Origin of the sequence: Kamptonema sp. PCC 6506 (assembly GCF_000180455.1) — a bacterium.
Lineage (GTDB): Bacteria > Cyanobacteriota > Cyanobacteriia > Cyanobacteriales > Microcoleaceae > Kamptonema > Kamptonema formosum.
Genome location: NZ_CACA01000055.1, coordinates 1 through 25863, shown reverse-complemented (window position 1 = coordinate 25863; position 25863 = coordinate 1). Strand labels below are relative to the sequence as shown.

Annotated in this window: 26 protein-coding genes; 11 read left to right on the top strand and 15 right to left on the bottom strand. The window is 41.4% G+C overall.

Features of this window, described 5'->3' with window-relative positions:
- Positions 1-5: 5 nt before the first annotated feature.
- From OSCI_RS02815 to OSCI_RS02800, 4 genes are all read right to left on the bottom strand, one after another.
- On the bottom strand, positions 6-896 hold the full coding sequence (locus OSCI_RS02815) for a class I SAM-dependent methyltransferase (protein ID WP_007353343.1): 891 nt from the start codon (positions 894-896) through the stop codon (positions 6-8).
- 43 nt (positions 897-939) lie between these two features.
- A complete protein-coding gene (locus tag OSCI_RS02810; protein WP_007353342.1) occupies positions 940-1656 on the bottom strand; it encodes a TVP38/TMEM64 family protein in 717 nt (238 codons plus the stop codon).
- Between the two features lie 397 nt (positions 1657-2053).
- Positions 2054-3040 (bottom strand): arsenosugar biosynthesis radical SAM (seleno)protein ArsS, encoded by a 987-nt coding sequence (gene arsS, locus OSCI_RS02805; protein ID WP_007353341.1) that lies wholly within the window; start codon positions 3038-3040, stop codon positions 2054-2056.
- A 439-nt stretch (positions 3041-3479) separates the two neighbouring features.
- Positions 3480-4118 carry a hypothetical protein gene (locus tag OSCI_RS02800; RefSeq protein ID WP_007353339.1) on the bottom strand — a complete coding sequence of 213 codons (639 nt, stop codon included), beginning with the start codon at positions 4116-4118 and terminating at the stop codon, positions 3480-3482.
- 87 nt (positions 4119-4205) lie between these two features.
- Between OSCI_RS02800 and OSCI_RS31840 the strand changes: the two genes are divergently transcribed.
- Both OSCI_RS31840 and OSCI_RS02795 read left to right on the top strand, forming a co-directional pair.
- On the top strand, positions 4206-4340 hold the full coding sequence (locus OSCI_RS31840; protein ID WP_267879560.1) for a hypothetical protein: 135 nt from the start codon (positions 4206-4208) through the stop codon (positions 4338-4340).
- Between the two features lie 345 nt (positions 4341-4685).
- Complete coding sequence (locus OSCI_RS02795; RefSeq protein ID WP_007353336.1) at positions 4686-5597, top strand: alpha/beta fold hydrolase; 912 nt, start codon at positions 4686-4688, stop codon at positions 5595-5597.
- Between the two features lie 42 nt (positions 5598-5639).
- On the opposite strand, the gene OSCI_RS02790 is transcribed toward OSCI_RS02795, so the two are convergent.
- A complete protein-coding gene (locus OSCI_RS02790; protein WP_007353335.1) occupies positions 5640-6161 on the bottom strand; it encodes a DUF4330 domain-containing protein in 522 nt (173 codons plus the stop codon).
- Positions 6162-6512: 351 nt separating this feature from the next.
- Between OSCI_RS02790 and OSCI_RS02785 the strand changes: the two genes are divergently transcribed.
- A complete protein-coding gene (locus OSCI_RS02785; protein ID WP_051045185.1) occupies positions 6513-7397 on the top strand; it encodes a M48 family metallopeptidase in 885 nt (294 codons plus the stop codon).
- Positions 7398-7490: 93 nt separating this feature from the next.
- On the opposite strand, the gene OSCI_RS02780 is transcribed toward OSCI_RS02785, so the two are convergent.
- Entirely contained in the window at positions 7491-7823 is a 333-nt protein-coding gene (locus OSCI_RS02780) for a TMEM14 family protein (protein ID WP_007353333.1), read from the bottom strand.
- Between the two features lie 125 nt (positions 7824-7948).
- Between OSCI_RS02780 and OSCI_RS02775 the strand changes: the two genes are divergently transcribed.
- The 6 genes from OSCI_RS02775 to OSCI_RS02750 all read left to right on the top strand — a co-directional run bounded on the left by OSCI_RS02775 (position 7949) and on the right by OSCI_RS02750 (position 12795).
- Positions 7949-9304: an ATP-binding protein gene (locus tag OSCI_RS02775; RefSeq protein WP_007353332.1), complete on the top strand. Its 1356-nt coding sequence runs from the start codon at positions 7949-7951 to the stop codon at positions 9302-9304.
- A gap of 32 nt (positions 9305-9336) precedes the next feature.
- Positions 9337-9783 (top strand): tellurite resistance TerB family protein, encoded by a 447-nt coding sequence (locus OSCI_RS02770; RefSeq protein ID WP_007353331.1) that lies wholly within the window; start codon positions 9337-9339, stop codon positions 9781-9783.
- A 157-nt stretch (positions 9784-9940) separates the two neighbouring features.
- Positions 9941-10552, top strand: coding sequence for a peptidoglycan-binding protein (locus tag OSCI_RS02765; RefSeq protein WP_007353330.1), 612 nt, complete (start codon positions 9941-9943; stop codon positions 10550-10552).
- A gap of 25 nt (positions 10553-10577) precedes the next feature.
- The gene (locus tag OSCI_RS02760) at positions 10578-10985 is read left to right on the top strand and encodes an acyl-CoA thioesterase (protein ID WP_007353329.1); all 408 of its coding nucleotides are present in this window, start codon (positions 10578-10580) and stop codon (positions 10983-10985) included.
- A 134-nt stretch (positions 10986-11119) separates the two neighbouring features.
- On the top strand, positions 11120-12058 hold the full coding sequence (locus OSCI_RS02755; RefSeq protein ID WP_007353328.1) for a putative 2-dehydropantoate 2-reductase: 939 nt from the start codon (positions 11120-11122) through the stop codon (positions 12056-12058).
- A 56-nt stretch (positions 12059-12114) separates the two neighbouring features.
- Positions 12115-12795, top strand: coding sequence for a Uma2 family endonuclease (locus OSCI_RS02750; protein ID WP_007353327.1), 681 nt, complete (start codon positions 12115-12117; stop codon positions 12793-12795).
- Between the two features lie 37 nt (positions 12796-12832).
- Here the strand turns inward: OSCI_RS02750 and OSCI_RS02745 are convergent, their stop codons facing one another.
- The 6 genes from OSCI_RS02745 to menA all read right to left on the bottom strand — a co-directional run bounded on the left by OSCI_RS02745 (position 12833) and on the right by menA (position 17788).
- Positions 12833-14239 (bottom strand): 2-succinylbenzoate--CoA ligase, encoded by a 1407-nt coding sequence (locus OSCI_RS02745; protein ID WP_007353326.1) that lies wholly within the window; start codon positions 14237-14239, stop codon positions 12833-12835.
- On the bottom strand, positions 14224-15243 hold the full coding sequence (locus OSCI_RS02740) for an o-succinylbenzoate synthase (RefSeq protein ID WP_007353325.1): 1020 nt from the start codon (positions 15241-15243) through the stop codon (positions 14224-14226). Before OSCI_RS02740 ends, OSCI_RS02745 begins: the two co-directional genes overlap by 16 nt.
- The gene (menH, locus tag OSCI_RS02735) at positions 15243-16058 is read right to left on the bottom strand and encodes a 2-succinyl-6-hydroxy-2,4-cyclohexadiene-1-carboxylate synthase (protein ID WP_019487868.1); all 816 of its coding nucleotides are present in this window, start codon (positions 16056-16058) and stop codon (positions 15243-15245) included. Before menH ends, OSCI_RS02740 begins: the two co-directional genes overlap by 1 nt.
- A 33-nt stretch (positions 16059-16091) precedes the next feature.
- Positions 16092-16514: a retropepsin-like aspartic protease gene (locus OSCI_RS02730; protein WP_019487867.1), complete on the bottom strand. Its 423-nt coding sequence runs from the start codon at positions 16512-16514 to the stop codon at positions 16092-16094.
- Positions 16511-16756, bottom strand: coding sequence for a hypothetical protein (locus OSCI_RS02725; protein ID WP_007353322.1), 246 nt, complete (start codon positions 16754-16756; stop codon positions 16511-16513). The genes OSCI_RS02730 and OSCI_RS02725 overlap by 4 nt, the downstream gene beginning before the upstream one ends.
- A gap of 126 nt (positions 16757-16882) precedes the next feature.
- Positions 16883-17788, bottom strand: coding sequence for a 2-carboxy-1,4-naphthoquinone phytyltransferase (menA, locus tag OSCI_RS02720; protein ID WP_007353321.1), 906 nt, complete (start codon positions 17786-17788; stop codon positions 16883-16885).
- A 364-nt stretch (positions 17789-18152) separates the two neighbouring features.
- On the opposite strand from menA, the gene OSCI_RS02715 reads away from it, so the two are divergent.
- Together OSCI_RS02715 and menD are read left to right on the top strand one after the other, a co-directional pair.
- Positions 18153-19595: an isochorismate synthase gene (locus tag OSCI_RS02715; protein ID WP_007353320.1), complete on the top strand. Its 1443-nt coding sequence runs from the start codon at positions 18153-18155 to the stop codon at positions 19593-19595.
- 301 nt (positions 19596-19896) lie between these two features.
- Positions 19897-21666 (top strand): 2-succinyl-5-enolpyruvyl-6-hydroxy-3-cyclohexene-1-carboxylic-acid synthase, encoded by a 1770-nt coding sequence (gene menD / locus OSCI_RS02710; RefSeq protein ID WP_007353319.1) that lies wholly within the window; start codon positions 19897-19899, stop codon positions 21664-21666.
- A gap of 79 nt (positions 21667-21745) precedes the next feature.
- Here menD and grxC read toward each other — a convergent pair whose 3' ends face one another.
- From grxC to OSCI_RS02695, 3 genes are all read right to left on the bottom strand, one after another.
- The gene (gene grxC, locus OSCI_RS02705; RefSeq protein ID WP_007353318.1) at positions 21746-22060 is read right to left on the bottom strand and encodes a glutaredoxin 3; all 315 of its coding nucleotides are present in this window, start codon (positions 22058-22060) and stop codon (positions 21746-21748) included.
- A gap of 682 nt (positions 22061-22742) precedes the next feature.
- Positions 22743-24818 (bottom strand): ShlB/FhaC/HecB family hemolysin secretion/activation protein, encoded by a 2076-nt coding sequence (locus OSCI_RS02700; protein ID WP_234708696.1) that lies wholly within the window; start codon positions 24816-24818, stop codon positions 22743-22745.
- 172 nt (positions 24819-24990) lie between these two features.
- Positions 24991-25761 (bottom strand): PspA/IM30 family protein, encoded by a 771-nt coding sequence (locus OSCI_RS02695; RefSeq protein ID WP_007353315.1) that lies wholly within the window; start codon positions 25759-25761, stop codon positions 24991-24993.
- Positions 25762-25863: the final 102 nt, after the last annotated feature.

Below are 25863 nucleotides of genomic sequence, written 5' to 3'. Positions count from 1 at the left end.
GTGTTTTAGGCTGGCGCTGGAAACCCTTCTAAGTCGAAATCAGGCACGCGATCGCTCGCATTTTGCCACTGATTGACCCGTACCTGCGGATCTTGGCCAGGAAGTGGTTTTACACCCCGTGTCACCTGATTTACCAACCACACATCGTCAGTTTGGACAGCACCAAATCCAGCGCTACCCATCCAAGCATCCAGATTACCAGCGGCATAAGACTTAATATAAGGCTCTTCAAACACATCTGTCAGCCATTCTGTCTGTCGCAAAGTTTTCTGGTTCCCATCCAAAACTATTACCTGTCCCCCAACCGTCAGCAAGCGAAAACTTTCTCGGAGAATATTTTGCGATACTGTTGGCGGCGTTTCATGAAATAATAAAGAAGCAGTTACCAAGTCAAAGGAAGCGTTAGGAAATCCCGTTTGTTCAGCATTTCCGTGTCGCCATTGAATATTTAACCCCGCTTTTTGAGCTTTCATTTCTGCTACTAGAATCATATAAGGCGATAAGTCCATCCCGATGACTTCCGCTTGCGGAAATGCTTGTTTCAACATTAGGGTTGTCGAACCCGTACCGCATCCTAAGTCTAAAATTCGCCTCGGTACACCCATAACAGCATCAATTAATCCCTGTCTAACGATCGCCTCGCTAGGAGGTAAGACATACTGAGTTATGGGGTCATAGGAAACAGCCGCGCTAGGATTGAGGTAGCCTCTTTCTATACCGTGAAAGTTCTGGCTGCTGTAGTATTCGGGATAAACTAGATTTGGCTGAGAGATGCGATCGCTCTCTTTTTGCCAATCGATATTTTCATATAACCGCCGCAGCGCCTCTTCGTCAATCATCAGCCGCATAATCGGCGACAAGAAACGCTCAAAAATTGTATCCTTGCGAACAGCCATAGTAGTCTCCTCGATCGTGTTTAGTGGCTTTGCAGGTCAAACTTTAGGAAATTCTCTCATCTAAAGCTTTTTTAGCAATGCGAGTGATATAAACCGTGACTGCGATCGCGGCTACCAAACCCACAGCATAAAGCACCCACTCACCAATTGTACGCGATCGCCCCTGAGTGCCCAATGCCGCTAAATTCCCAGCTAGAGAACCAATATAAACATACATAATCGTTCCCGGCATCATACCAATCCAAGAAGCAAAAAAATAGTCCTTAAGTGATACTTGCGTTACCCCAAAAGCATAATTGAGCAAATTAAAGGGGAAAATCGGCGAAAGTCTAGTTAAGCCTACAATTTTCCATCCTTCTACTGCCACCGCCTCATCAATTGCCTTGAATTTTTCATTGCTTTCTATCTGCTTAGAAACCCAATCGCGAGTTAAATATCTGCCTACAATAAAAGCACAAGTTGCCCCTAAAGTAGAAGCAATAGAAACCCAGATTGAACCCCACACTACTCCGAATAATACACCAGCGCCGAGAGTCAGTAAAGAACCTGGAATAAATAGCACTGTTGCCAGAATATAAACCAAGATAAAAGCCACAGGCCCCCAAGGGCCGAGATTAGCAATTAACTCTAAGGAATCTTTAAGAATTCCTTGAAGGTTAAAAAATTTTGCTCCCACAATTAGAGCAATAATTGAAAGTATTCCGAAAATTAACTTTAGCTTATTTGAGGAAGGCTGATTTTTATCAGGTTGATTATCCATTTTTTAAATTTATCGCTTAAAATTCGCAGGAAGAAAGCAATTCATAACGCCGCCCTCTAGGTAGTAAATATACCACCCATAGGGCGGCATTACGTGATTTTTGCCTAAGTTTATAAGTCCTGAATTATATCATGTCCGGTTAAATACTTGTCATTGCGAGCAAAGCGAAGCAATCGCAGAGACTAGGCGATTGCTTCGGGCTTGCTTCGTACCTCAGATTGCTTCGCACAGCGAACAACTGCGCTTAGCTTGACTGACAGATTGTAAGTAATTTGCCGGACATGATATTAGCCATTACCAATTAACAATTAACAATTAGCAATTAGCCATTAGCCATTAGCCATTAGCCATTAGCCATTAGCCATTACCAATTACCCATTACCAATTACCATTATCTTCAAACAAGAGAACCACCACAGCTAGAACCACAACCTGCCGTGCAACCATAGCAATAAGCCGCAGTCTGTACCTCTTGAATTAAGTCTAAACTACCAGATTCTAGCAATTTTGCAACTGTTATTATTTCCCCCGTGCTAGTTTTCGCAGGCAGATTTTCCATTTGATTAAAATCGCAGTCGTAAACATTGCCAAGGTAGTCAATTGAAAGTTCATCTCGACACATTAAATGTTCAACTGTAGTCGGATTAAAGTTGTTTTCTAAAAAATGGAGATAAGGCTTGTGCAGTTTCTTATGTTCCAGATGAAATTTAGTCCTTCCCACTGGCAAGTTAGTAATTGTGTACAAGTGATTAAAACAAATACCAAAATGTTCGTCTAAATAGGTTTTATAATCGCGCTGAAGCTTATTTTGTTCTGGTGTCAGAGAAAATTTATCTGTACTGGGAACTTGAGGATTATACACCAAATCTAAAATTAAATCTGGGTTTTTACCGTAGCCTAACTGGTTCAGCTTTTGCAAGGCTTTAATTGAATTATCAAAAACACCATTTCCTCGCATTTTATCAACATTTGCTGATTGGTAGCAGGGAAGCGAAGCCACAATTCGGATCTGGTTTTGGGCGCAATATTCCGGGATATCTTCAAACCCTTGTTCAAAGTAAATCGTCAGATTAGAACGGACAATCACTTGTTTACCAGCAGTACGTGCCGCTTCAGCTAAAGGTTTGAAACCATAAAGCATTTCCGGTGCGCCACCAGTGAGGTCAACAGTTTTAATTTGGGGAAATCTACGAATTAAATCTATTAGTTGATTACAAGTTTCTGGGGAAAGTTCTTCAGTTCGTTTCGGCCCCGCCTCTACGTGACAATGGGTACAAGCTAAATTGCAGCGTTTGCCCAAATTGATTTGTAAGACAGTAATTTGCTTCTTAGTTAAGGGTTTGTCGAGCTTGTTTTTGAAAGGTGTCAGGGCAGTTTGAATCATCTGTCAATCCTTTTGATGCGATCTTCTAACTAATATCCTGTCTGGTTAAATACTTGTCGAGGAATTACGCAGGCTTGTGTAGTGAAGCCACCGTCTCAGCAGTCTTTTAGCGCTGAGGCGGCGGCTTTACAAAAGTTTTGTATAATTCTTATTGTCATTACGAGCAAAGCGAAGCAATTTGAAAATCTTGCGTTGGCTTAGCCTCCCCGAAGGGCTTATGCTTCACAACGTCAAGCCCTGCGTGCAGGCTAAGCCAACGCAATGACAGATGGCAAGTAGTTGACCAGATTATGATATAATACTACCAATTCTGACAAATTTGGCAACAGTAATAGCTGGAGGTTGGGTGTAATGAAGTGAAACCCAACTCTTTTGTTAACAGTTAACAGTTAATCGTTAACCGTTAACTGTTAACAGTCAACCGTTAACAATTAACTGTCTAAAACCCAAAGCTAAAATCATCTACTATTAGCTGACCGTCAAAAGCGTAGAAAGTCACTTGGTAAATATTCGGGGCTTTTACTATTAGCTTAGCGTTGGGGGGAATGCGAGAATTAAAGCCAGCTAAATTTGGTGCGGGTAATTCATCCTCAGTAATTACATTCCCAGCGCGATCGCGTGCTGATAGAACAGTTCGCCGCGAACTGGTGACAAGTCCCGAAACAAAGCGAACTGGATGCTTGAATGTCACCTCTATAAGCCCACTTTTAGGCGCTCCCATTAATACTGTCACCCCAGAACTAACTGAAAATGCTGGGTTTGACGGTTGGATCGCGACTGCATTGGCAAAAGTCACTCCGCAATGCTCAAACTGAGACTCTACGACTTCAAAACATTTCAAGTCTTCTAAAGCTAAGCGGACGCAAGCAGGTGGAGTAACGGGTAAACGAAACTCTGACCCTCCCAGACTCCCTTCTGGAGTAGCAATCAAAATTTCTGGGTCGTTAATTCCAATACCGCAATGCACGGGCGATTTGGCTTCGCTAATGAGAGTCTCAAACTCTGCGGAGCCGTCAGATTGAACATCTGGCCTGTCAACCATAAAATCTTCGCGATTCCCTGTTTTGAGCAGTTGCATTGTTAGTAGACCTCCCCTAATTAATTATTTCTTTGGTCGTAGATGGTATGCAGCCAGACCGAGTAATGGCAGAATCCCTATTAGGGCTTGAAACTCGTACTGGTTACTCTCTACTACACCCTTTCGAGTCGTTCTATCGCCAAGCCGGAAGAAATTGATATGATTTTTCCAGATGGAGTAATAAACCTGCTGCGCGATCGCGCATCCTGTACTGACGGCTAACAAATTTCCTGCAATGAGGGGTCTTACCCCTCATTGACGAATTATCCCCGATCTGACAGAGTTTGCAAGGGTAGCGCGATCGCCATTTGCCCACTCCTAGAGAGTCAAAACTCCCTGGCTGTCTGTGGTTTCAGCCTGTAGACCGATTAAAAGAGACAAAAAATATTTATAAAATCTTTACAAAAGTAAAGCTGTCTTTACATTAGCTCGATATTTTCAGATATAACGTATCACTATGTTGAGCTTGGTCGGCAGTCCCAAATTCAAAAATTGCCTAGTCAAATAGTATGATGTAAAGATATAAAAATTATGACTATAATAAATCCCTCTTAGAAATTAAAACTTATGTTTCAGCCCCTTGGTTTTGGTCAACGCTCAATAGTCACATCTCTCGGCAGAATGGTGTACTACACTGCTGACGATACACCTTGGATAACCGCAGATACACAATCGTTAGAGAATTTACCAACTCTGGTTTTTTTTCATGGATTTGGAGGAGGTTCTAGTTCCTACGAGTGGTCAAAAGTCTATCCAGCTTTTGCAGCAGAATATCGGATTTTAGCACCCGATTTAATTGGCTGGGGACGCTCTGAACATCCGGCAAGGAACTACAAACCTGATGATTATATCACAACTTTGATTGAATTTATAGAACAAACTTGTAGCAGTCCAACTGCTGTAGTTGCTTCTTCTTTAACAGCAGCTTTTGTAATTCGGGCTGCGATCGCACGCCCCGACCTGTTCAAATCCTTAATTTTGACTGCACCAGCAGGTTTGTCAGACTTTGGAGAAGATTACGGACGTAGTTTCTTTGCTCAGTTAGTAAACACCCCCATTCTAGATCGAGTGCTTTACAGTACTGGAATTGCCACCACCGGCGGGATTAGAAGTTTTTTAGAACAGCGTCAATTTGCCGAGCCGCGCCGCATTTACGATGAAATAGTAGAGGCTTATTTACAATCGGCATTGGAACCAAATGCAGAATATGCAGCCCTCTCTTTTGTCAAAGGTGATTTGTGTTTTGATTTGTCATTGTACATCACCCAACTGAAGACACCGACAGCAATTATTTGGGGAGAAAAATCAGAATTTACTGGCCCAGAAATTGGACGGCGTTTGGCTAATCTAAATCCCGAAGCAATCCGAGCCTTTCAACCTTTGAAAAATGTAGGATTGACACCACAGCTAGAACTTCCCGCGATCGCTATTGGCTTAATCCGCCGATATTTGTTTTCGCTGTTAACAGTTAACAGTTAACGGTTAACTGTTAACAGTTAACGGCTAACAGTTAACAGTTATTCATTTCTCTACTCGCACATCGATAACACTAGCGTTAAAGTTGTAGTTGAGGCCTTCAAGCTCTACTGTATTACCAATTTTGATTTTGATATTGCCAAGAACAGGGCCATCTTTAGTGATTTGGCCCTTTCCTTCCAAGGTAAACATCATATTTCTGCTAAAGGATTCTTCTTCTCTGGGGTCTGGTAGAGCTTTTACAGTACCGTTTGGTTGAGGGACAACTACCGTCCTCGTCAAGAGATTAACAGATTTGATCTCAACCTGACCGTAGGGTTGATTGCGGATAATCAGATTGACTTTATCTCCTGTTTTGAGCAAATCTTGAAGATTGCGCCCCTTAAGACCTAAAGCAATCACATCTACCTGTACGGATTTGGTAGTTACACCAACTTGAGCAACAGAACCAGAAGTGCCGGGAAAGAAAAATATACCAACGACAACTAGGAGAATAATCAGAGTAGCACCCAAGTCTAGGATGCTCAGTTTGCCGAATAGCCGTCCTTGAGAATCCAAAATTTTCATAAATCAGCGTCCTAATTGACAAATCAAGGGCTATTACCATTGAAGCCCTAAGAGAGATTACCATGACTGCCGTCAGAAATCCGCCGCCACTTGGTGGTTAGGGGAAGAAGGGGCTAGGGACTAGGGGCTAGGGACTAGGGCAAGAGAAGAAGAAATTTTTTGTCCTGTTCTATTTCCTAATCAGTAACTCCCTTATTTCCCTAATCTCTAGTCCCTATCTTCTCTTTCTTTCCTTTCCCTAGCCCCTAGCCCCTAGCCCATCTCTTCAATAGAAAGCTAAAATAGCAACTAATCAGCTTGAAAGTACGTCTGAGTTGTTGGGGCTTTTTGTTCTTTGGTCTACTAAATTATATGTTTAAATTTTTCTCACCCTTCTCGATCGCCTTCAAAAGCTTCTGGTTGAGTTATCGACGTGCTTACCGTCGGACAGTCTATGTGTTGTTGTCTCTTTCCATAATTGCAGGTATTTGGCTGGTTTCGCCTCATCCGGGTCAGGCGATATCTTTGCCAGAGCTAATTTTTCGCGGGATTCAGGTAATACAATTATCGAATCTATCCGATCGCCAAGAAGTTTCGATTGGCGAACAGATTAATAAAGAGTTAACGGGTAGCGAAGTTAAAATTTATCGCGATCGCGCTGCGACTAGGTATGTTGATGAAATCGGTCAACTGTTGGCTCAACAGAGCGATCGCGCTAATATCCCTTATACTTTCCAGATTGTTGATGATGACGATATCAATGCTTTTGCCACAATGGGCGGCTTTGTCTATGTGAATAAGGGTTTGATGGCGGCGGCGGATAATGAAGCACAGTTAGCAAGTGTCATAGCTCATGAAATTGGGCATATCGTGGCTCGGCATTCGGTTAAACAAATGCGTCAAATGGCGATCGCGCAAGGAGTGGCTTCTGCTGCTGGACTCGATCGAAATCTGGCCGTACAGATTGGTGTAGAATTAGCTTTGCGTCGCCCCCACAGTCGAGAGGCGGAATATCAAGCGGATCAATTGGGATTGCGAATGCTGGGACAGGCTGGTTATGCTCAATCTGCCATGATTGAGTTTATGAAAAAATTGTTGAATAAATCTTCGCCTCCTACGTTTTTGAGCACTCACCCAGCAACTAGCGATCGCATCGCTGCTATGAGTCAATCTATAGATCCTGCTCGTGCCGATCGCGGGGAAGGTTTGAATAATGCGGCATACAGACAAAAGATTCGTCAGTTTTTAGGATCTTAACAGGCTAATTTGTAATTTGTAATTGGTAATTCGGATTCTACTCTTTCTCAATTTACCCCTGTAATAACAGGGGTAATATTGATTAATCAACCCTCAAACTGTTGGCTCTAAAACTGTGCTAAGTTGATAAACTAGCAGTGCCAGAGAAACCAGACCTCCCGCAATCATTAAGCCCGCTGGCATCAATTTCCGAGTTTTAACTAGCCGTGCAATAAAAACAATTACCAGCACAGCAGCTACAACTGTTGCTAAGATTAAACCCCAACTTTGTCCCTGAAGTTGGACTATACCGCTAAAAATCAGCAGCAGGCCGCTAAGACTCCCAGAAATCAAAGAGGCTTTGCTTTGAGCCTTGGCATATCCAATAATGCCGCCAACAAAAGTTAAAATGCCATAGGCGATCGCGGTGGCTATACCTAAATTCATGGTTTAATTTACCTAATTGCAGAACTGCATCTAAATTTATACATCCAGGTCTGCAATTAATTGCACAAGTTGTTAGAAAATTTACAAATATAGCTGCCCTCTGAATCTGCTATACAATTACCAATATGCCTTCCCTAAACTTTCAAGCGATCGGAGAGATCCGCTTCCTCCAACGCCAAGCCGCATCCCTGTTGCTCTATCAATCCGTTCTCAAAAGTGAAGTGGGTCATGCCTTTCTCGAACTCCTACAAGCTCTCCACCATAGCGGAGACAACAGTTTTGAGTGCCTGCAAGCCTATGGGAAGTGGTTTGAAGTCCAAGCTGCTAAAAATATTAGTTGGCAAGAACATCTGATTGCACAAATTATCACAGATGACAACCCCTTTTCTCGCCAAGCTCAAAATGTAGATTTTGCTAACTTATCACCAGCTTTAGTTGATGCTGCACGGCATGATTTACAAATATTACAAAGCCTTTATCAATGCAGCGGCGACCAACTCAGCAAATGGGTACGAACCGCCGGTCAACTATCAGCTCCACCTGTTGTTTGGCATTCAGAAAAAAAAGACGTAGAAGCAAACCATGAATTGCCCCTACGCAGTAAATTAGAAAAGCTAGAAAACTGGTCAAATTCCCTAGAAATGCTAGCAGCTAACTATCGGCAATTTGGCTGCGGATTGTTTGCTAAGTATCGAGCTTTCCAATGGCGAGCCGGGAAGTTATCAAGCATCCCATATCCCGACCCTGTAAAGTTGACGGAGTTAGTGGGTTACGAGTTCCAGCGCGAGGCATTGCTGAAAAATACCAAATTTTTACTAGCAGGATATCCTGCTTTGCACGTCTTACTTTATGGTAGCAGAGGCTCTGGTAAATCATCCTTAGTAAAGGCACTCTTAAATGAGTTTGGCAATCGCCATCTTCGCCTAATTGAAGTAGCAAAATCCGACCTGAAAGATTTGCCATTGATTATCGAGCAGTTACGCGGTGTTTCTCAAAAGTTTATTATCTTTGTAGATGACCTCTCCTTTGAAGAAGATGACGATGCTTTTAAATCTCTCAAAGTAATTTTAGAAGGAAACGTCACAGCTAGACCTCTAAATGTCGTAGTTTATGCTACTTCTAATCGGCGGCACTTAATTCGAGAATTTTTTGAAGACAGGCCCCGTCCCCGCGACGGTGATGAAGTTCACGCCTGGGATACAGTTCAGGAAAAACTTTCCTTTAGCGATCGTTTTGGTTTAACTTTAACATTTGAACCAGCCGACCAAAACATCTACTTAAAGATTGTCCGCCATTTAGCAAATCAAGCAGGAATTAACCTCAGTTCTGAAGATTTAGAATCTCGCGCTAAAGAGTGGGCAACCCGGCACAACGGTCGTTCGGGAAGAACAGCAAGGCAATTTGTTAACTTTCTGCAAGCAGATTTAGCTATTTCTGGGCAAGATATTGGAAAAAATCAGCAGACAGTGCCATCATTGTAATAATACAAACTCTCAATTAGGAGAAACTGACAATGGGTTTGTTTGATAAACTAGCGGGCGACCGCAAACAAAGTGAAGTAACTCTAGGCCCAGCCGAAGCTTTTGCTGCGATCGCACTTATTGCTGTTGCTGCCGATGGTTACATTACTGATAGCGAAGGTCAAGCTATTAGCACTACGCTATCAAGAATGCAACTTTTTCGGAGCTATCCTAATGATGTGATGAGAAAAATGATCGATCGCCTTCTGAGTATTCTCCAGCGGCAAGGTGTTGAGGTTCTATTTAATGCTGCTACCGCAATACTGCCTGACGATCTCAGGGAAACAGCTTTTGCTGTTACAACTGATATTGTCTTGGCAGATGGCGAAGTTTCGGAAGAAGAAGAAAAACTTTTGAACGATCTCTATCGCGCATTAGAGATTTCAGAAGAGACGGCGCTGAAGATCGTAGATGTAATGATGATCAAGAACAAAGGATAATTTTAATTTGAGATTTGAGAGCCACATCTATTAATAAAATTTGAGATGTAGTTACATCCCAAAATAGTATAATCGTCTCAAATCTCAAATTTTCAATACATTGATAGAGCTCTCGATCCCATTTAAAATCTAGTTAAAAGTCAAAAAAGGCAAATTTATGGATAATATCGCCTACTCTCACTTATACCTAGCCTACGAGCAACCATCTCAAGTAAGAGAATGGAATTGTCCTCAACTCACTAGCAAGATTCTATTCTGTCTCCCGTCAGTTTTGACAGTAGTATCTGTTTTGGGAAATGTAAATACTTCCTTCGCAGCACTAAGCGATCGAACCAAAGATTTCCCAGTAGTTGAGCTTCAAAACCGATTGAAAGAGCTTGGTTACTTCCCAAAGAATGTAAAATCTACAGGATTTTTTGGAACGATCACTCAAGAGGCACTAGCTGAATTTCAATGCGCCAATAATCTCCTATCAAGTGGTATTTTAGACTCCGAAACTTCGGCAAAACTAGAAAGTGGTGAAGCTCAACCCTACTCACCGCAAACTGGCATTAAATTATTAAAGTTAGGCAGCAGTAATGGTTGCGTTAAACAATTGCAATTGCAGTTAGCAGCTTTGGGCTATTACAGAGGTAAAATTAATGGCAGATTTGAGTATTCAACTCAAGTTGCAGTCCAGCAGTTTCAGCAAGATTCCTCTCTGGAGGCAGATGGAATTGTTGGATCGGTCACTCGTAAAGCCCTGAACGATAAAGTGAAGGATATTTAACAAATTTAATCTCAATTAATCATTAATGCCCTTTACTTATTTCCGAATAGTTCGCTTTCAAGATACTGATGCTGCTGGTGTGGTTTACTTTGCGAATGTTTTGGCAATTTGCCACGAAGCTTATGAAGCATCTCTAGCAGCATCCGCCATTAATCTTAAGGTATTTTTTAGCAACCCAAAGGTGGCGATTCCAATTGTTCATGCCAGCGTAGACTTTTACCGTCCCATGTTTTGCGGTAATGAATTGGCGATCGATTTAACCCCTCAACAGCTTGCAAATGATGAATTTGAAATTACTTATCAAATTTTTTCTAATGAGGTTGCAGATAGATGTGCTGCTAAAGCAATTACTAAGCACGTCTGTATCGATGCAACTACTCGGAAGCGCCAACCTTTATCTCAGGAGTTAATCCAATGGCTAGCTCAATTTTAGATATTAGATGCTAAATTATTTTGGGTTATACAACTTACTAAAATTATGTAAGATATATTCCTAAATGCTCCTTAAAAAGGAGAAATGATGAGTAAACTTCTATTCGTACTTTTTTAAGCTCACCTTTTTTTACTATGATAAATCGCAGTTATGCTATTCTGGGAACAGGTGCTTTAGGCGGCTTCTATGGTGCTAGATTACAGCAAGCAGGTTTAGATATCCATTTCCTGCTACGTAGTGATTACGAGTACGTCAAGCAAAATGGTTTGGTGGTAAAATCGCCAGAGGGTGACTTTACTTTGCCACAAGTTCACGCCTATAAAAATGTTGACCAAATGCCGAACTGTGATGTTATAGTTGTGGCTTTGAAGACTACTCAAAATTATTTACTCCCGGAATTATTACCACATTTTACAAACCCAAATAGTATTTTTTTAGTATTGCAAAATGGGCTAGGCATAGAACCAAAAGTAGCAGAAATTGTCGGAAATAAACGGGTAATAGGAGGCTTGTGCTTTCTTTGTTCTAATAAGGTGGGCGCAGGTCATATTCGCCACTTAGATTATGGTACAATTACTATGGGTGAATACTCCGCTCAGTATCAACCAAGTGGAATTAGTGATAGATTACGTGAGATTGCTAATGACTTTGAATCCGCTGGCATTCCTATAGTAATCAGCGAAGATTTACTTTTAGCCAGATGGAAGAAACTTGTCTGGAATATTCCTTATAATGGGCTTTCTGTAGTTCTGGATGCTAGAACTGATGAACTGATGGCTAATGCTGATACGCGGATTTTGGTGGAAAAATTGATGTGGGAAGTTGTAGCGGGAGCAAAAAGTTGCGATCGCACTATTCCCGATGATTTTATCGCAAAAATGCTTGATTATACTGACAAAATGAAGCCTTATCGGACTAGCATGAAACTGGATTACGATCGAAAACAACGGCTAGAAGTTGAGGCGATTTTTGGCAATCCACTGCGAATGGCTGAAGAATTAGGTGTTAATTTACCTCTAATTGATATGCTTTATCGACAGTTAAAGTTTTTGGATATTCGTGAATGTAAATAATAATTGAGCTCAGAAATAGCGTTAAACTATATTCATCGTCTATTCCTAAAGTAACTATGACTTTTACCCAAATCCAAACCCCTACGTCCGAAACCCAAAATCAAAAAGAAGATGATATTATATTCCCACCAGGCGACCTTGACAGTAACGAACCTCCCTTGGAAAGCGACTTACACCGCAAACAAATTGACCTACTGATCCGCCTCCTAGAATGGTTATGGCGCGACAGGCAAGATTTCTACGTTTCTGGAAATCTTACTGTTTACTTTAGCCCCAACCAAAATAAATCTCAAGATTTCCGAGGGCCAGACTTTTTCGTTGTCCTCAATACCGAGCGCAAGCCACGCAAAAGTTGGGTTGTGTGGGAAGAAGACGGGAAGTATCCGAATGTCATTGTAGAATTGCTTTCATCTTCTACTGCTGCTACAGATAAAGGTTTAAAGAAGCAAATTTACGCAGAAAATTTCCGTACAATCGATTATTTTTGGTTCGATCCTTACAATTTGGAATTTGCAGGATTCCATTTTGTAGATGGAAAATATCAACCCTTAGAACCTAACGCCGAAGGGTGGTTGTGGAGTCAACAGCTTGAGTTATTTCTGGGGATTCATAATTCGCAATTGCGCTTTTTAACACCAGATGGTAAACTTGTTGCCACGCCAGAAGAAATCGCTATCGAATCCCAGAATTTGTTAGCTCGCTATCGGGAACGCTTTGGCGAATTGCCAGAAGATTAACAGTAAAAAAATTAAAAATTTGCCTGTGAAATTCAATCTAATCATTAGCCTTCAAAGATTTTATGGCAATTTCTTGTAACCGTTCGCGGTTGACTTTACCTTGAGAATTGCGCGGCAAACTTTCGACACTCATCCAGTATTTAGGCCGCTTAAATTTGCTCAATTTATCCTCGATTGCAATTTGCAAAGATGCAGTAGAAACCTCTGGTTTTGTAGAAACATAAACCACAGTTACAATTTGACCCCAATAGTTATCTGGTAAGCCAATTACGCAGATATCAGTTACTAAACCAGTAGCTCTAATTGCCGCTTCTATCTCAGCAGGAAATACATTTTCGCCCCCAGTTATAATTTTATCACTGCTACGTCCTACAATATTTAAATAACCATATTCATCTAAATATCCCAGATCATCTGTGTGAAAATTATCTCTATTTCCAAATATTTTAGGATAATAACCTAACGTTAAGGAATCAGCATTAATAGTAATATTTCCTATTTGATTATCAGCTAATACTTCGTGACTCCCACTAACAATATTCACCTTCGCATGGGGCAAAATCTGACCATAGCTGTTATTTCCCGCCAGGAAATATTCTGGTTTGAGTGTCGCAATTTGGGAAGCCGTTTCTGTCATACCATAAGTTGGAGCTAATCGAATGCGGTATTTTCTAGCTTCTTCTAATAGTGAATTCCAAGCTGGAGCACCACCTAAAAGGACAGTAGGAAAGCGAGATAACCAACTAGCTATATCTGGATTTTCTAGCAAGCATTGTAGTTGAGTTGGCACTAGAGAAATGAAAAAATCTGCGGGGTTTATCTCACCTTTATCATTAGATTCAAGTGCTTTAAATGGTACGATTACCAGTTTACCGCCGCTAGTAAACGAGCGCATAAATTGCATTAATCCACTGACGTGATATAGCGGCAATACGCAAAATGAATTAATGGCGGATAATTGGAAATATTGTTTAAATCCTTCTACCGATGCCACCAAAGTTTCCCAGGTATGGATAGCAAATTTAATTTTTCCTGACGAACCTCCAGTAGGAATCATTATTAATTGGTAATTGGTAATTGGTAATTGGTAATTGGTAATTGGTAATTGGTAATTACTTTTTAGATATTCTGCGTCTTGTCCCCAAATTATGTCAGGATTAACTAAATTAAAAACTTGCTCCCACTCCTGTTTTACCCAGTTAGGATTGCAGAGAAAAATCTGACTTCCCGCCGCACAAGCGGCAATAAAACTGGCGATAAATTGCACGGGTTCTCGCTCCGCCAGTAAAATTATCGGGGGGATGTTAATATTATCTAATTGTGTTAAATTATGGAACTTTTGCTCTGCAATCCTGGCAACTTCGCCACTGTCGTAACCAATAAGCCAGTTATTAGGTAAACGCGATAAATTTTCTAAAATATCGGGAATTAAATGTTGTGCCATAAATGCTCTAACCAGCTTTCTTCCTCTTCATCAAACCAGTGGTTGACACCAAAACCTAATGCTCTATTATGATGGGAAAGTTCAAAGGCTAAACTCAGTGCTTTTTCTCTTCCAATCTTAGTTTCAAAGACTGATGAAAAAACAGCATCAATATCATGGCTTTGGCAAAATTGTCGCAATTGTGAAGGGGAACCAGCTATGCAAGGTTTAATTACAAAAATTCCCCGCCAACCTTGCTGATAACATTCTTGCATCTGATTAATGGTAACAACCGATTCATCTAAAGCAATGGGAGTAGAATAGCTACTGGATAAGTGTAACATGAGATCGAATTGATTTACAGGTAATGGTTGTTCTATAAATTCAATATTTATGTTCGCTTGCTCATTAGCAGTTATAGAATCGCAGATTTCTAACCATTGGCAAGCGTCTTTATAGGTTAGTCCCTGATTGGCATCTAAGCGCAAAAATACTAGAGTTTCCATCTGAACAATAGCAGAAATTAATTGTTCAAAAACTTGAAGTTCTTCTTGAATTTGACCAACTCCTATTTTCCATTTAAACGTGCGATATCCTTGATTCCATAGTGTTTGCCATACCTGTAAAGCTGCTTTCCCAGATGGCAATAAACCACTGTATTGATTTTGGATTTGATCGCCATCTTTTGCCAATTGTGGGTAAGGGGGAGCTGTATTTTGTCTTGGTTGCTCAATATTTTCCCAAGCAGACTCAAAACCAAATTGGCAGGCGGGTAATTCAGTGGGAATCGATAAAATAATCTCCTCTTTAATTCTTGCTGGTAACTGGCGACAAAAATCTATAGCTTGCTCGAAACTTTCGGAACCCAACCAATTAATGGGAGCAATTTCACCTAAACTAAATTTACCAGTTTCTCCAGTCAGACGAATGATAATTCCTTCTCGAATATTCCAATCGCCGTGATTGGTTTGTAAAGGTCGATTGAACTTACGTTGATAGATGCGAAAATCAAATTGGTATAACATCAACTTTCTGCTGAGCAATAAAATTTCATCAGAATTGTGACAAATTTATTCGGGTTTTCTAAGTGAATATTATGACCAGTCTTGGGTATAACTTCTAACTTAGCCTTCGGGCATAAACTTGCCATCTCTGTATTGATAGCTATAAATTTATCATCATATTCTCCCGTTAGCAACAGCATAGGTTTTTTATTTTTTTCAAGTTCCTCCCATAGAGACGGCTGATTGCCGGTTCCCATATTACGGAGGGATTTGGCTAACTCGATTGGATTATTATCTAGCTTGCGTTCTATTAATTGTTCAAAATCTTGGCGAACTTTTAAAGATTTGAATAAAGGCTGATTATACCAGTTTAATAAAAAGTCTTTGAAGTCGCTTGTTTTCAATTTTTGTACTAGGTGTAAATCAGCTTGCAAACGTTGTTCGCGCTCCGATTTCTGCCTCAATCCGGGAGATGCTGACTCCAATATCACCTTATCAAAACGGGAGGGAAAATAAAGGCTCATGTATAGTGCCAATCGCCCACCCATTGAATAGCCAAATAACAAACATTTATCAATTTCTAGATTGTCTAGTAATGTTATCAAGGCTTGGGCTGTCTTAGGCATTGTATAGCAATCTTCACCACCAATAACTCTGGTTTTTCCGTGTCCGGGAAGATCAACTGCTAGACAATAGAAATTTTGGTATAATAGGGAAATTGCTGCGTCAAAGTCCTGATTGTTGCCCATAAATCCGTGTAAAAATAAGATTATCGGTTGATAATTGCTGCCCTTTAAAAAATAGTGAAATTGATAATTTCCAATTTTTATTATCATTTTAAAGTCGGATGTACGAATTAGTAAATTGAGTTACCTGCGCTGATAGCGAATTTCCGCACTGCTAACGGAGATTACTGCTCGAAAAGGGCAGAGAAAATCCATGCCAAGAAGACCATCTAAACGGAGAGGTGATGGTATATCATGGGCAATTATTTCAAAATTCTCTATTAGTTGCCCTACACAGTTGAACCAAGATGTCCTAACAACAGGAGCATAGATTCTTCCTTGACCTGTAAATATTTCTTGCCTGCGTAAAGGATTATGAATATCATAACCTAAATCCTTTAATACCTGAATCGGCAAGATAGTAAAACTGGCTCCCGTATCCACTAACAAACGTAGCCGAACAAAGTCACCGCTTTCTATAGCGCCGACAGTTGCTTGCACTCTAAGCAAATTCCGCCCGTGAGGGAATAAGTGATAAGTTTTTTGATAACGTCTTCTTTTTGTCACAACATCACCGCTAGGTCTTCAGGTATAGACCCAGTATATTCTATTGCTACAGGTCTGCCCTTTCTTAATGAAAGCTGACTGTAAACATCATCTCGCTCAGGTGAATGTATCAAGACTTCGCCGCGAATCACATTCAGATCCTCATCCAGTTCTGGGGAAACAATTAGTACCCATTCGTCAGGATATAAGCTGATAATTTCTTCGAGAGTTAGAATTTGGCTAATTTCTGCTTTAGCATTCATACTTTAACGCTCCGTTCTATGTGTCAAAATGGGGTATGACTCACCCAGTCAAAGACTGTATTGAAAGCTTGCTGAAAAAAGCGATTACTCAATTTAAGCGGGTCATACCTCCATAATAACTGAATATCATCCGATGGGTAAGACAAACCCTAATCCCAGCAGTAAACCACTAATAAAATGCAAAGCTACTGCTATAAACTTAGAATTGCTAACCTTTCCAGGTTGACCGTGATACTCGTTGACATGGCGACAAAGCTTGATTGCAAATGGTAAACTCCCAAAAATTAATAACGTCCAAATTGGGAAAAAGCCCAGAGCATAAAATGCAATAGTCAAAGCAAACAGACTACCGCATAACCATACTAATAAATTAGCACCTGTTTTTGTCCCCAGCCTGACAATGGGTGATTTTTTCCCAGCCGCTAAATCATCTTCAATTTGGTGAAAATGAGAACAAAATAAGATAATGCTAGTAACAACTCCCACAATTACAGAGGCAGCAAAATTTGTTCTCGACCAAGCTTGAGTTTGACTGTAATAAGCTGCGGCTACAGCCAAAGGGCCAAAAGTAAAAAAGCAAATAATTTCCCCTAAGCCCTGATATCCTAAACGGAAAGGTGGCCCTTGATAGCTATAGCCTAAAATGCAGCATACGATTACCAGCCAAATCACCGTTGGGTCTTGTTGCCACCAGGAGATCGCGAAAATTCCCGACACACCTAGAGCTAAAAATAAATTGCTCAACCAGAAAATCAAAGTTTTATTTCCCGTCAAGTTAACAACAGAATGAGCCTTGTTTTTATCAATGCCTGTGTCTGCATCAAATACATCATTGCTGAGATTCAGCCAAGCCAAAATTAAAATGGCTGCCATGAGAAAAGTAGAAAAAATTGGCGCATTAATCCTTTTAGTTTCAGCAAAAGCGATCGCAGTTCCCACCCAAATTGGAATAATCGCCACGCTGTACATCGGCGGCTTGATTGCCGCTAGCCATAACTTACTGTTGCTAGGCTCAATTAATTTTGTTGTCATTACGCAAACTTGATTAAATTGTTACGAGCCTAGCAATTTTACAATTTTATTGGGTGCGAAGGTGTACTCTGTATAGGATGGGAGTGCGTGTGGGGCGTACCTAGACAGCGATCCTCGCCGATCGCCCAGCCCGCGATCGCTCAAGACATAACCCCCTAAAGGGGAGTCCGTGAGAGGAAGAACACTCCGATTCTAGGAGTCTCCCGCTTCTTAGTCTCCCGCTCTTGCCCTTTGCCGGGAGCGTCAACAGGCATACAGATGTGGCGCGGCGTGTCTAGCGATCGCGAACAGTGCTTAGATTGGATAGGGAGTTGTACCTAAATATACCCGCGATCCTTCAGAAAAATCTGCTATTTTTGCTTCCATGCCAGTGATACCCCATCGCACTCATCTTTTTCAAGACCGCAAGGAACTGCATCAATTTCTGTTAGATTGTCAGCAGTCTTTAACTGAAAAAGACCCGACAAAAATAGTTAGTATTTCTCTGGAAATTGCTGTCGTCGATCCCCTTGCCGTCCTTCAAGCAATTGCTGAACCAGATCGACGACATTTTTACTTTGAAAAAAAAGATTCAGGGGCACCAGATATCAGCAGCGGATTCGCGATCGCAGCCATTGATTCTGCTATTTATTTAACACTGGAAGGATCTCAGCGATTTTCCCTCGCTCAAGATTTTATTCAGTCATGCCTCGATATTACAGTTGCCATTGGTACTACACATATTCCCTTTAGCGGGCCACATTTCTTCTGTAGTTTTACTTTTTTCGATGAGAACATCGCTCCTAGCTTTGACTTTCCCCCAGCCACCATATTTTTACCTCGCTGGCAGATTACAAGACAAAACAATAGCTATATTCTCGTTGCCAACACAGTCATCGATATAGATATAAATATTAAGCTCATGGCTGACGAAATGTGGAGCAAAATCAACAAAATCAGCTCAGGAAAATACAAATCATTAATAATTCCTAACAACAGCTCAGTTTATTTAAAAAAAATAAACATGAATAATCCCCGGCAATTTGAAACATCTGTAAAATCTGTTTTAGAATTAATCAAATCTAAATATTTTAGTAAAATCGTCCTTTCCCATGCCATAGATGTATTTTCACAAACCGAGTTTAATTTGATTAATTCCTTGGATAATTTACGCCTTATCTATCCAGGGTGTTACATATTTTCCACCAGTAACGGCAAAGGTCAAAATTTTATAGGAGCCAGTCCAGAACGCTTAATTAGCATCCACAACCATCACTTAGTAACAGATGCTTTAGCAGGTTCAGCACCCAGGGGTAAAACTATATCTGAAGATGCAAACTTAGCTAATGGTTTACTATGCAGTGAAAAAGATTTACGAGAACATCGCGCCGTCATTGATTTTATCATCGAACGCCTATCTAACCTCGGCATCAAACCTCATACATCTTCCCAACCACACCTCTTACAACTTTCCAATATTCAGCATTTATGGACACCTATCAAAGCTCAAGTTTCCGCAGAAATTCATTTATTGAATATTTTAGCAGAGCTCCATCCTACACCCGCAGTTGCAGGTGTACCTAGAGATATTGCCTTAGAGCAAATTCGCCGTTATGAAACATTCGATCGCTCTCTTTATGCAGCACCTTTAGGTTGGGTAGATCATCAAGGAAATGGTGAATTTGCTGTCGGGATTCGCTCTGCTTTCATAGACGGCGATCGCGCTAGACTATATGCTGGTGCTGGTATTGTTTCGGGTTCTGAACCAGACAAAGAGTTAGCAGAAATTAAACTGAAATTGCAAGCGCTTTTAAATGCTTTAGTTTGAAGGAATAAGGAAGAGAGAAGAAGGAAAAAAGCAGAAGCTAACAACTTATGTGTTACCATTAATAATTAAAATTATACGCATTGAATTTGTATGTTAACTTATCATATATTTCGTCTTCTCTTGCCGGGAAAGAGTTTGGGTTTAAGTCCCGATATTAATAACGTAACAGCTTATCAATTATAGCAACCGCCACAACGGTTAGGGCATTCTCCATCCCCCAAACCATTTCTAGTATTGCATTTTCCTCCTGCCTCCTGCTATATCAACCAACAACTAACAATCAACAACTAACACCTACCAAATGATAGATTTTCGTAATACAAATACCCTTTGGTCTTCCATCTTAGTAGAGACTTGGCAACGTCTAGGATTAACCACCGCTATCATTTGTCCAGGCTCCCGTTCTACACCATTGACAATTGCCTTTGCTCAGAATAGTAAAGTCGAAACAATCCCCATCCTTGATGAACGTTCAGCAGCATTTTTTGCATTAGGAATAGCAAAAAAAACTGGTTTTCCAGTAGCAGTTGTTTGTACCTCTGGAACTGCTAGCGCTAACTTTTTTCCTGCCATAATTGAAGCTAAAGAAAGTAAAATTTCTCTACTAATATTAACAGCAGATCGTCCTCCAGAAATGCGTGGATGTCATGCAGGTCAAGCCATTGACCAAGTTAAATTATATGGCAATTACCCCAATTGGCAAACTGAATTAGCCTTGCCATCTGCGGAAACAGGAATGCTAAACTATTTGCGGCAAACAGCAATTCATGCTTGGGAACAGGCACTTTTTCCTGTTCCCGGCCCAGTCCATCTCAATATTCCCTTTCGCGAGCCTCTTGCACCTATTCCAGAAATAGCAACCACAGCATTACAAGCTAAATTTTCTCCCGAAAATTTCTTTGATAGCTGTCATTTTTTGCCTGGTAATAACGAAGAATATGGGAGTAAAATATCCCCAAAAAGTGAAAATTTTTTGACTGATTTATTCCATCAAAAATATCATAAAATACTTGTCATTGCTGGCATCGCGCAGCCTCAATTTCCCGAAATATATTGCCATGCAGTTGCACAGATTTCTCAATCTTTAGGAGCGCCAGTTTTAGCAGAAGGACTATCACCCTTAAGAAATTACTCTCAATTAAATCCCGATCTAATTTCCACTTATGACTTAATTCTACGAAACCAAGAAATAGCAGAAAAATTAACACCAGATATTGTCATTCAACTAGGCGAATTACCCATCAGTAAAAACCTCCGAACTTGGTTAGAAGATACCCAACCTAGACGATGGATAATTGACCCTAGCGATCGCAATTTTGACCCGCTGCATGGTAAAACTTCCCACCTAAGAACATCAGTAGAATCTATTGCTTCTATACTTTTTGAGAGGAAATTTACCGAGTCCAGTTCAACCAACGAATATCTGCAATTATGGTGTAACACCGAAGCCAAAATCAGAACAGCTATTGACCAGAAAATGAATACTATTAATAATATAGTGGAACCAAAAGCTGCTTGGCTAATTTCCCAAATTTTACCAACCGCAACCCCGATATTTATTGCCAACAGTATGCCAGTGAGAGATGTAGAATTTTTCTGGGTTCCTAATAACTTAAATATACAACCTTTTTTTAATCGAGGAGCTAATGGAATTGATGGCACTTTATCAACAGCTTTAGGCATTGCCTACCGCAATCAAAGTAGTGTGCTGTTAACAGGAGATTTAGCCCTTTTACACGATACAAATGGATTTTTACTGAAAAATAAATTTGTCGGGCATCTAACAATTATTTTAATTAATAACAACGGTGGTGGCATTTTTGAAATGTTGCCTATAGCTAAGTTTGAACCTACCTTTGAAGAATTTTTTGCTACTCCCCAAAATATTAACTTTTCCCAGTTATGTGCAACTTACGGGGTTGAACATGAGATTATTAATTCTTGGGAACAGTTAAAACAACGTTTAAACCCACTACCTAGCAGCGGTATTCGCGCCTTAGAATTACAAACAAACCGACGGGAAGATGCTCAATGGCGTAAAGATAATCTGAGCAAATTTTCCTATTCATAGAGACCAAAAATCTCCTGAATATGGGGATTTTTGGTCTCTTCACCTAGCAATTTTAAGAGTTTTCAAAGCAGTCCCTATACTAAGCAGATGGCTGACTTAACAACGGATCTAACTGTGCATTTCCATCTAATTTATAGATGTCATCACAACCACCAACGTGCTCATTATTAATGAAAACTTGCGGTACGCTACGCCGTCCATTTGCACGTTCAGCCATTTGATTTCTAGCTGCTTCGTCGCCGTCAATTTTGTATTCAGTATAGTTTACGCCTTTCCACCACAGCAATAATTTTGCCCTCATGCAGTAAGGACAAGTTTGCCAAGTATAAATTTCCACATTGGCTTTAATGCGTTCTGGATGGCGGCCTAAAATAGGATTGAGGAAATCAAGCATTTTTATTACCCTGGTAAACGTGGATTTAAGAATTGAGCTTAAAGCTAAGTAGTCGGACATAATTAAACGCATATATAACTTGTAGGGTGGGCGCAAGCCACAAAAATCTGATCGCGAGTAGCTAATATGCTTTCGGCTTGCGCCCACCTTACGTTTACGTTTATTTATGTCCACCTGCTTATTATAGCAATCCTAAATCAATTATTAAGAGCCTAGTTTGCTTGAACTATGGGATCTCTGCAATTTATACGGTTTATTCAAGAACAGTATGAACTCGTACAAAGCGAGTTAGAATTGGCAGAGTTTATTTTTGAATTCTGGCTTTATTTCTATTCCTAAAATTTAACTCTTTTGACATTGCCGTATAGTAATGTACTGCAAACAATAAATTGATTCCCAAAAACAACAAAGCTAATAGAAACCGAAAAAAACTCATAAAGGATAACCCTGATGTCATCGTAAATATGGCGAAAATGACTGAGCAAAGAGCAAACCCTGATGCAAAAGAGCTGAGAAATAGCGACTGCACTTTAGACATGATTTTCTTAAAAAACCTATTGGTTTAATTAGGTGATGTAACCAGAAAAGAACTCTAGTTCGGACTCGTTATCCACATATATAGCGGAAGATCGTCATTCCGCCAATAGTAAAGCCGATTTTTCTTCCCTCTCCCTTCTTCCTTCTAAAAAGGTTTAAACTCTATAGAAAAATACAGCCCTCTTTCTTGCAGGGTTCTGTCACTAGATTTGACTTCAATCAAAGGAATTCCCCACTCAAAGCGAGCTGTAAAGCGATCGCCATATTGCCACCGCAAACCTAACCCCGCAGATACCAAAGTATTCGGGTCAGGTTCTCCTTTAGAACCGCTATTCCAAGCTCTACCAAAGTCAATAAACGGCGTTAGCTGCAAAATCCCTTTTTTATCGCCGGTGCGATAAATTGGATACCTGACCTCAGCGGAAGCAAAAACTCCATTATCCGTCAGCAATAAATCTTGACGATAACCCCGCACAGTGTCTAAGCCTCCCAAACCAATTTGCTCCAAGGGTACGAGTTCCCCAGCAGCTAATTGCACATCCGATCGCAATAACAACAGCGTATCTGGTGCTAGCAAGCGCAAATACTGTGCTTGACCCCGCCAGGCCAGAAATTGACCGTCAGGTTCGGAATTGTTGACACTAGCATCAAAGGCTCCGATTCCGAGACTGAATTGCGATCGCGCCGCAAAAACTTGTCTGGCTCCCCTCTGGGTGTATTCCTGAAAGGCTCTAACTGCAAAAATGCGAGTTCTGCCGCGATCGTCAGATCCGGGTGACAAAGGATATTCTACGCCCAACAAAAAGGTATCGCTTTCTCGCCGAGCAGCACTGATCCCCAAGGCAATTTCTTGGTTAGGAGTTTGGACTATTGGCTGGCGGTAGGTTAATTCGTAGTCACGGCTTTTGGCTTCAATGTCCAGTTCGTCAAAGGGCGGCTCAATAATATTGCTCTTGCTCCTACTGAGCTGAAAACTGACAGTGCCATTACGTGGATTCACAGGTAGCGTGTAGTTAAGCTCCACACTATTACTGCCATCTGTGTTTGTATAAGTCAAACTGGCGCGATCGCCCCTACCCGATACATTACCTGAGCCAATTTCTGCCCCCCGTCGGAAAGTCCCCACGCTGGGAGAGCGCCCATTATCAGCAAAAATGCGTGAGTTCAAAGTTTTTGCTTCTTTAATCCGCACTTCCAGCAAGTTTAAACCGGGGCGCGATCCTGCTTGCAGCTCAGCGGAGATATTTTGGATGAGGGGGTTGAGTTGCAGCAGTTGCAGAGCTTCTAATAGCTGGTTTTGATTCAGAGGAGCTTGAGTAGCGATCGCCAATCGACTCCGTACATACTCAGGATTAAGCCGCTGATTCCCTGCCACACTAATACTTTCTAACCTACCTTCGATCGCCTGAATCTTGACCACACCCCCCGTCATACTTTGAGGCGGAATCAGTGCGCCGGAAGTGATGTAGCCTTTGCTGATGTAAAGTTGCGTTACAGCCGAACGAGCTTGCAGCAGTTCGGCAAAAGAGATCGGGCGACCCGTAAAATCTGCTAGTAACTTGTCTAATTCTTCTTTACTGAAGACAGTGCTACCAACTACTTCAAACCGCTCGACTGTCACCGTCCCTGGAACATTGGGGATTTCTTCACGATCGCCGGGAGCTGGCGTTGAAGGCTGGAGGAGTTCTTCTGGAGGAGGTAAAGGCGATGGTATTGGTAATTCTGGCTGTGGCGGCGGAGTAGGTATCCCAGGATTGGGAAGCTGAGATACTTGTGAGTTGTCTAAGCCTTCATTTGAGCTGATATCTAGCCTATTGGCAATGTTTTTAGGTGGAATTACCAGCGGAATTGAGGATAATATTCGCGATCGCTCGTCTTCTGGAACCGCCATCATCAGGCTTTGAGATTGCTTCCCCCAGCTCTTGGCAAATTGAGAAACAGCCGGACTTGATGGAATTAAAGCAGCTTTCAACTCAGTTGAGTACGAAATCTCACCCCCTCGATCGAGCATTCTCCCCTTAACAAGGGTAGGACTGGGAAGAAGTGGACTTTGTGATGATACTTCCGATAATGTGAGGTTGCTTTCAGCAGTTTGAGCTCTTAATGGCTGAGGATAAAATGCTGTAACTGAGCAGTTACAAAGCAGTGCGACTGTAAAATTTATCCTTAAAAAGCCGATGAAAAGTTTCCGGGGCATAGCAGGTGATGTGACAGGAGGCATTTAAACTCTGAGAAGCACCTTGCCCTTGGAGTTTAGCATCTTTGTATTAATTTCTAAGGATATTGTGACAATTACTTACATCTCAGTATTGTTGACAAAATAACAAAGGTGTGATAACTGCCTCCTGCCTTCTGCCTCCTGCCTCTTACCTCCTGCCTTCGGTAGATAGAGACTAGATTTTATTGAGCTGCGATCGCAACTCTTCCAGTTCAGGATCGACAACGGAATTCGACGTGCCAGAAGTTTGACCCGCCGCAGGGAGAGAACCAGTTGTCGCTGGAGCCAAATTCATCTGCGCCTTCAGAGCCGCCAAATCATCGTCAACGCCACCGCCAGCTTCCAACTTCAGAAACTCTTGTTCCAAACCAGAGCCAGCAGCCAACTCCGCCGATGCACCTGCACGAGCTTCCATCTGCAAGACTTTTTCTTCCATCCGCTCGAAAGCACCCATAGAGCTGCTTGTATTCAGGGAGCCGATCGTGCTATTTAATTGCTCCTGAGCCTTAGCAGCAGAGATCCGCGCCTTAAGCATATCCTTCTTAGTTTTAGCTTCGGAAATCTTGCTTTCCAGAGCGACCAAGTTGCGCTTGAGACTTTCCATCTGACCAGTTTGCTGATCCAAGCTAGCCTTCAGCGTCGCCGCCGTTTCCGCGTAAGACTTCTTGCGAACTAGCGCTTCGCGGGCCAAATTTTCATCTCCTTTTTGGAGAGCTAGCTGAGCTCGCGATTGCCACTGGTTGGCTTGAGATTCAGCCTGAGCGTACTGTGTCTGGGTGCGTTTTTGAGTAGCGATCGCGCTAGCAACAGCTTGGCGCAACTGCACCAAGTCTTCCTGCATATCAATGATGGACTGTTCTAAAATCTTTTCTGGGTCTTCAGCCTTATTGACCATATCGTTGAGATTGGCTCTCACAACTCGGCTAATGCGATCAAATAATCCCATAACGCTATTTTTCCTTTATTGGGGTTTACGAGGTAGGTGGGAAGGAAGCTCTAGGCATCAGCCTGCGAGCGCGAAATTCTGGCGATCCAATTTTTAAATGAG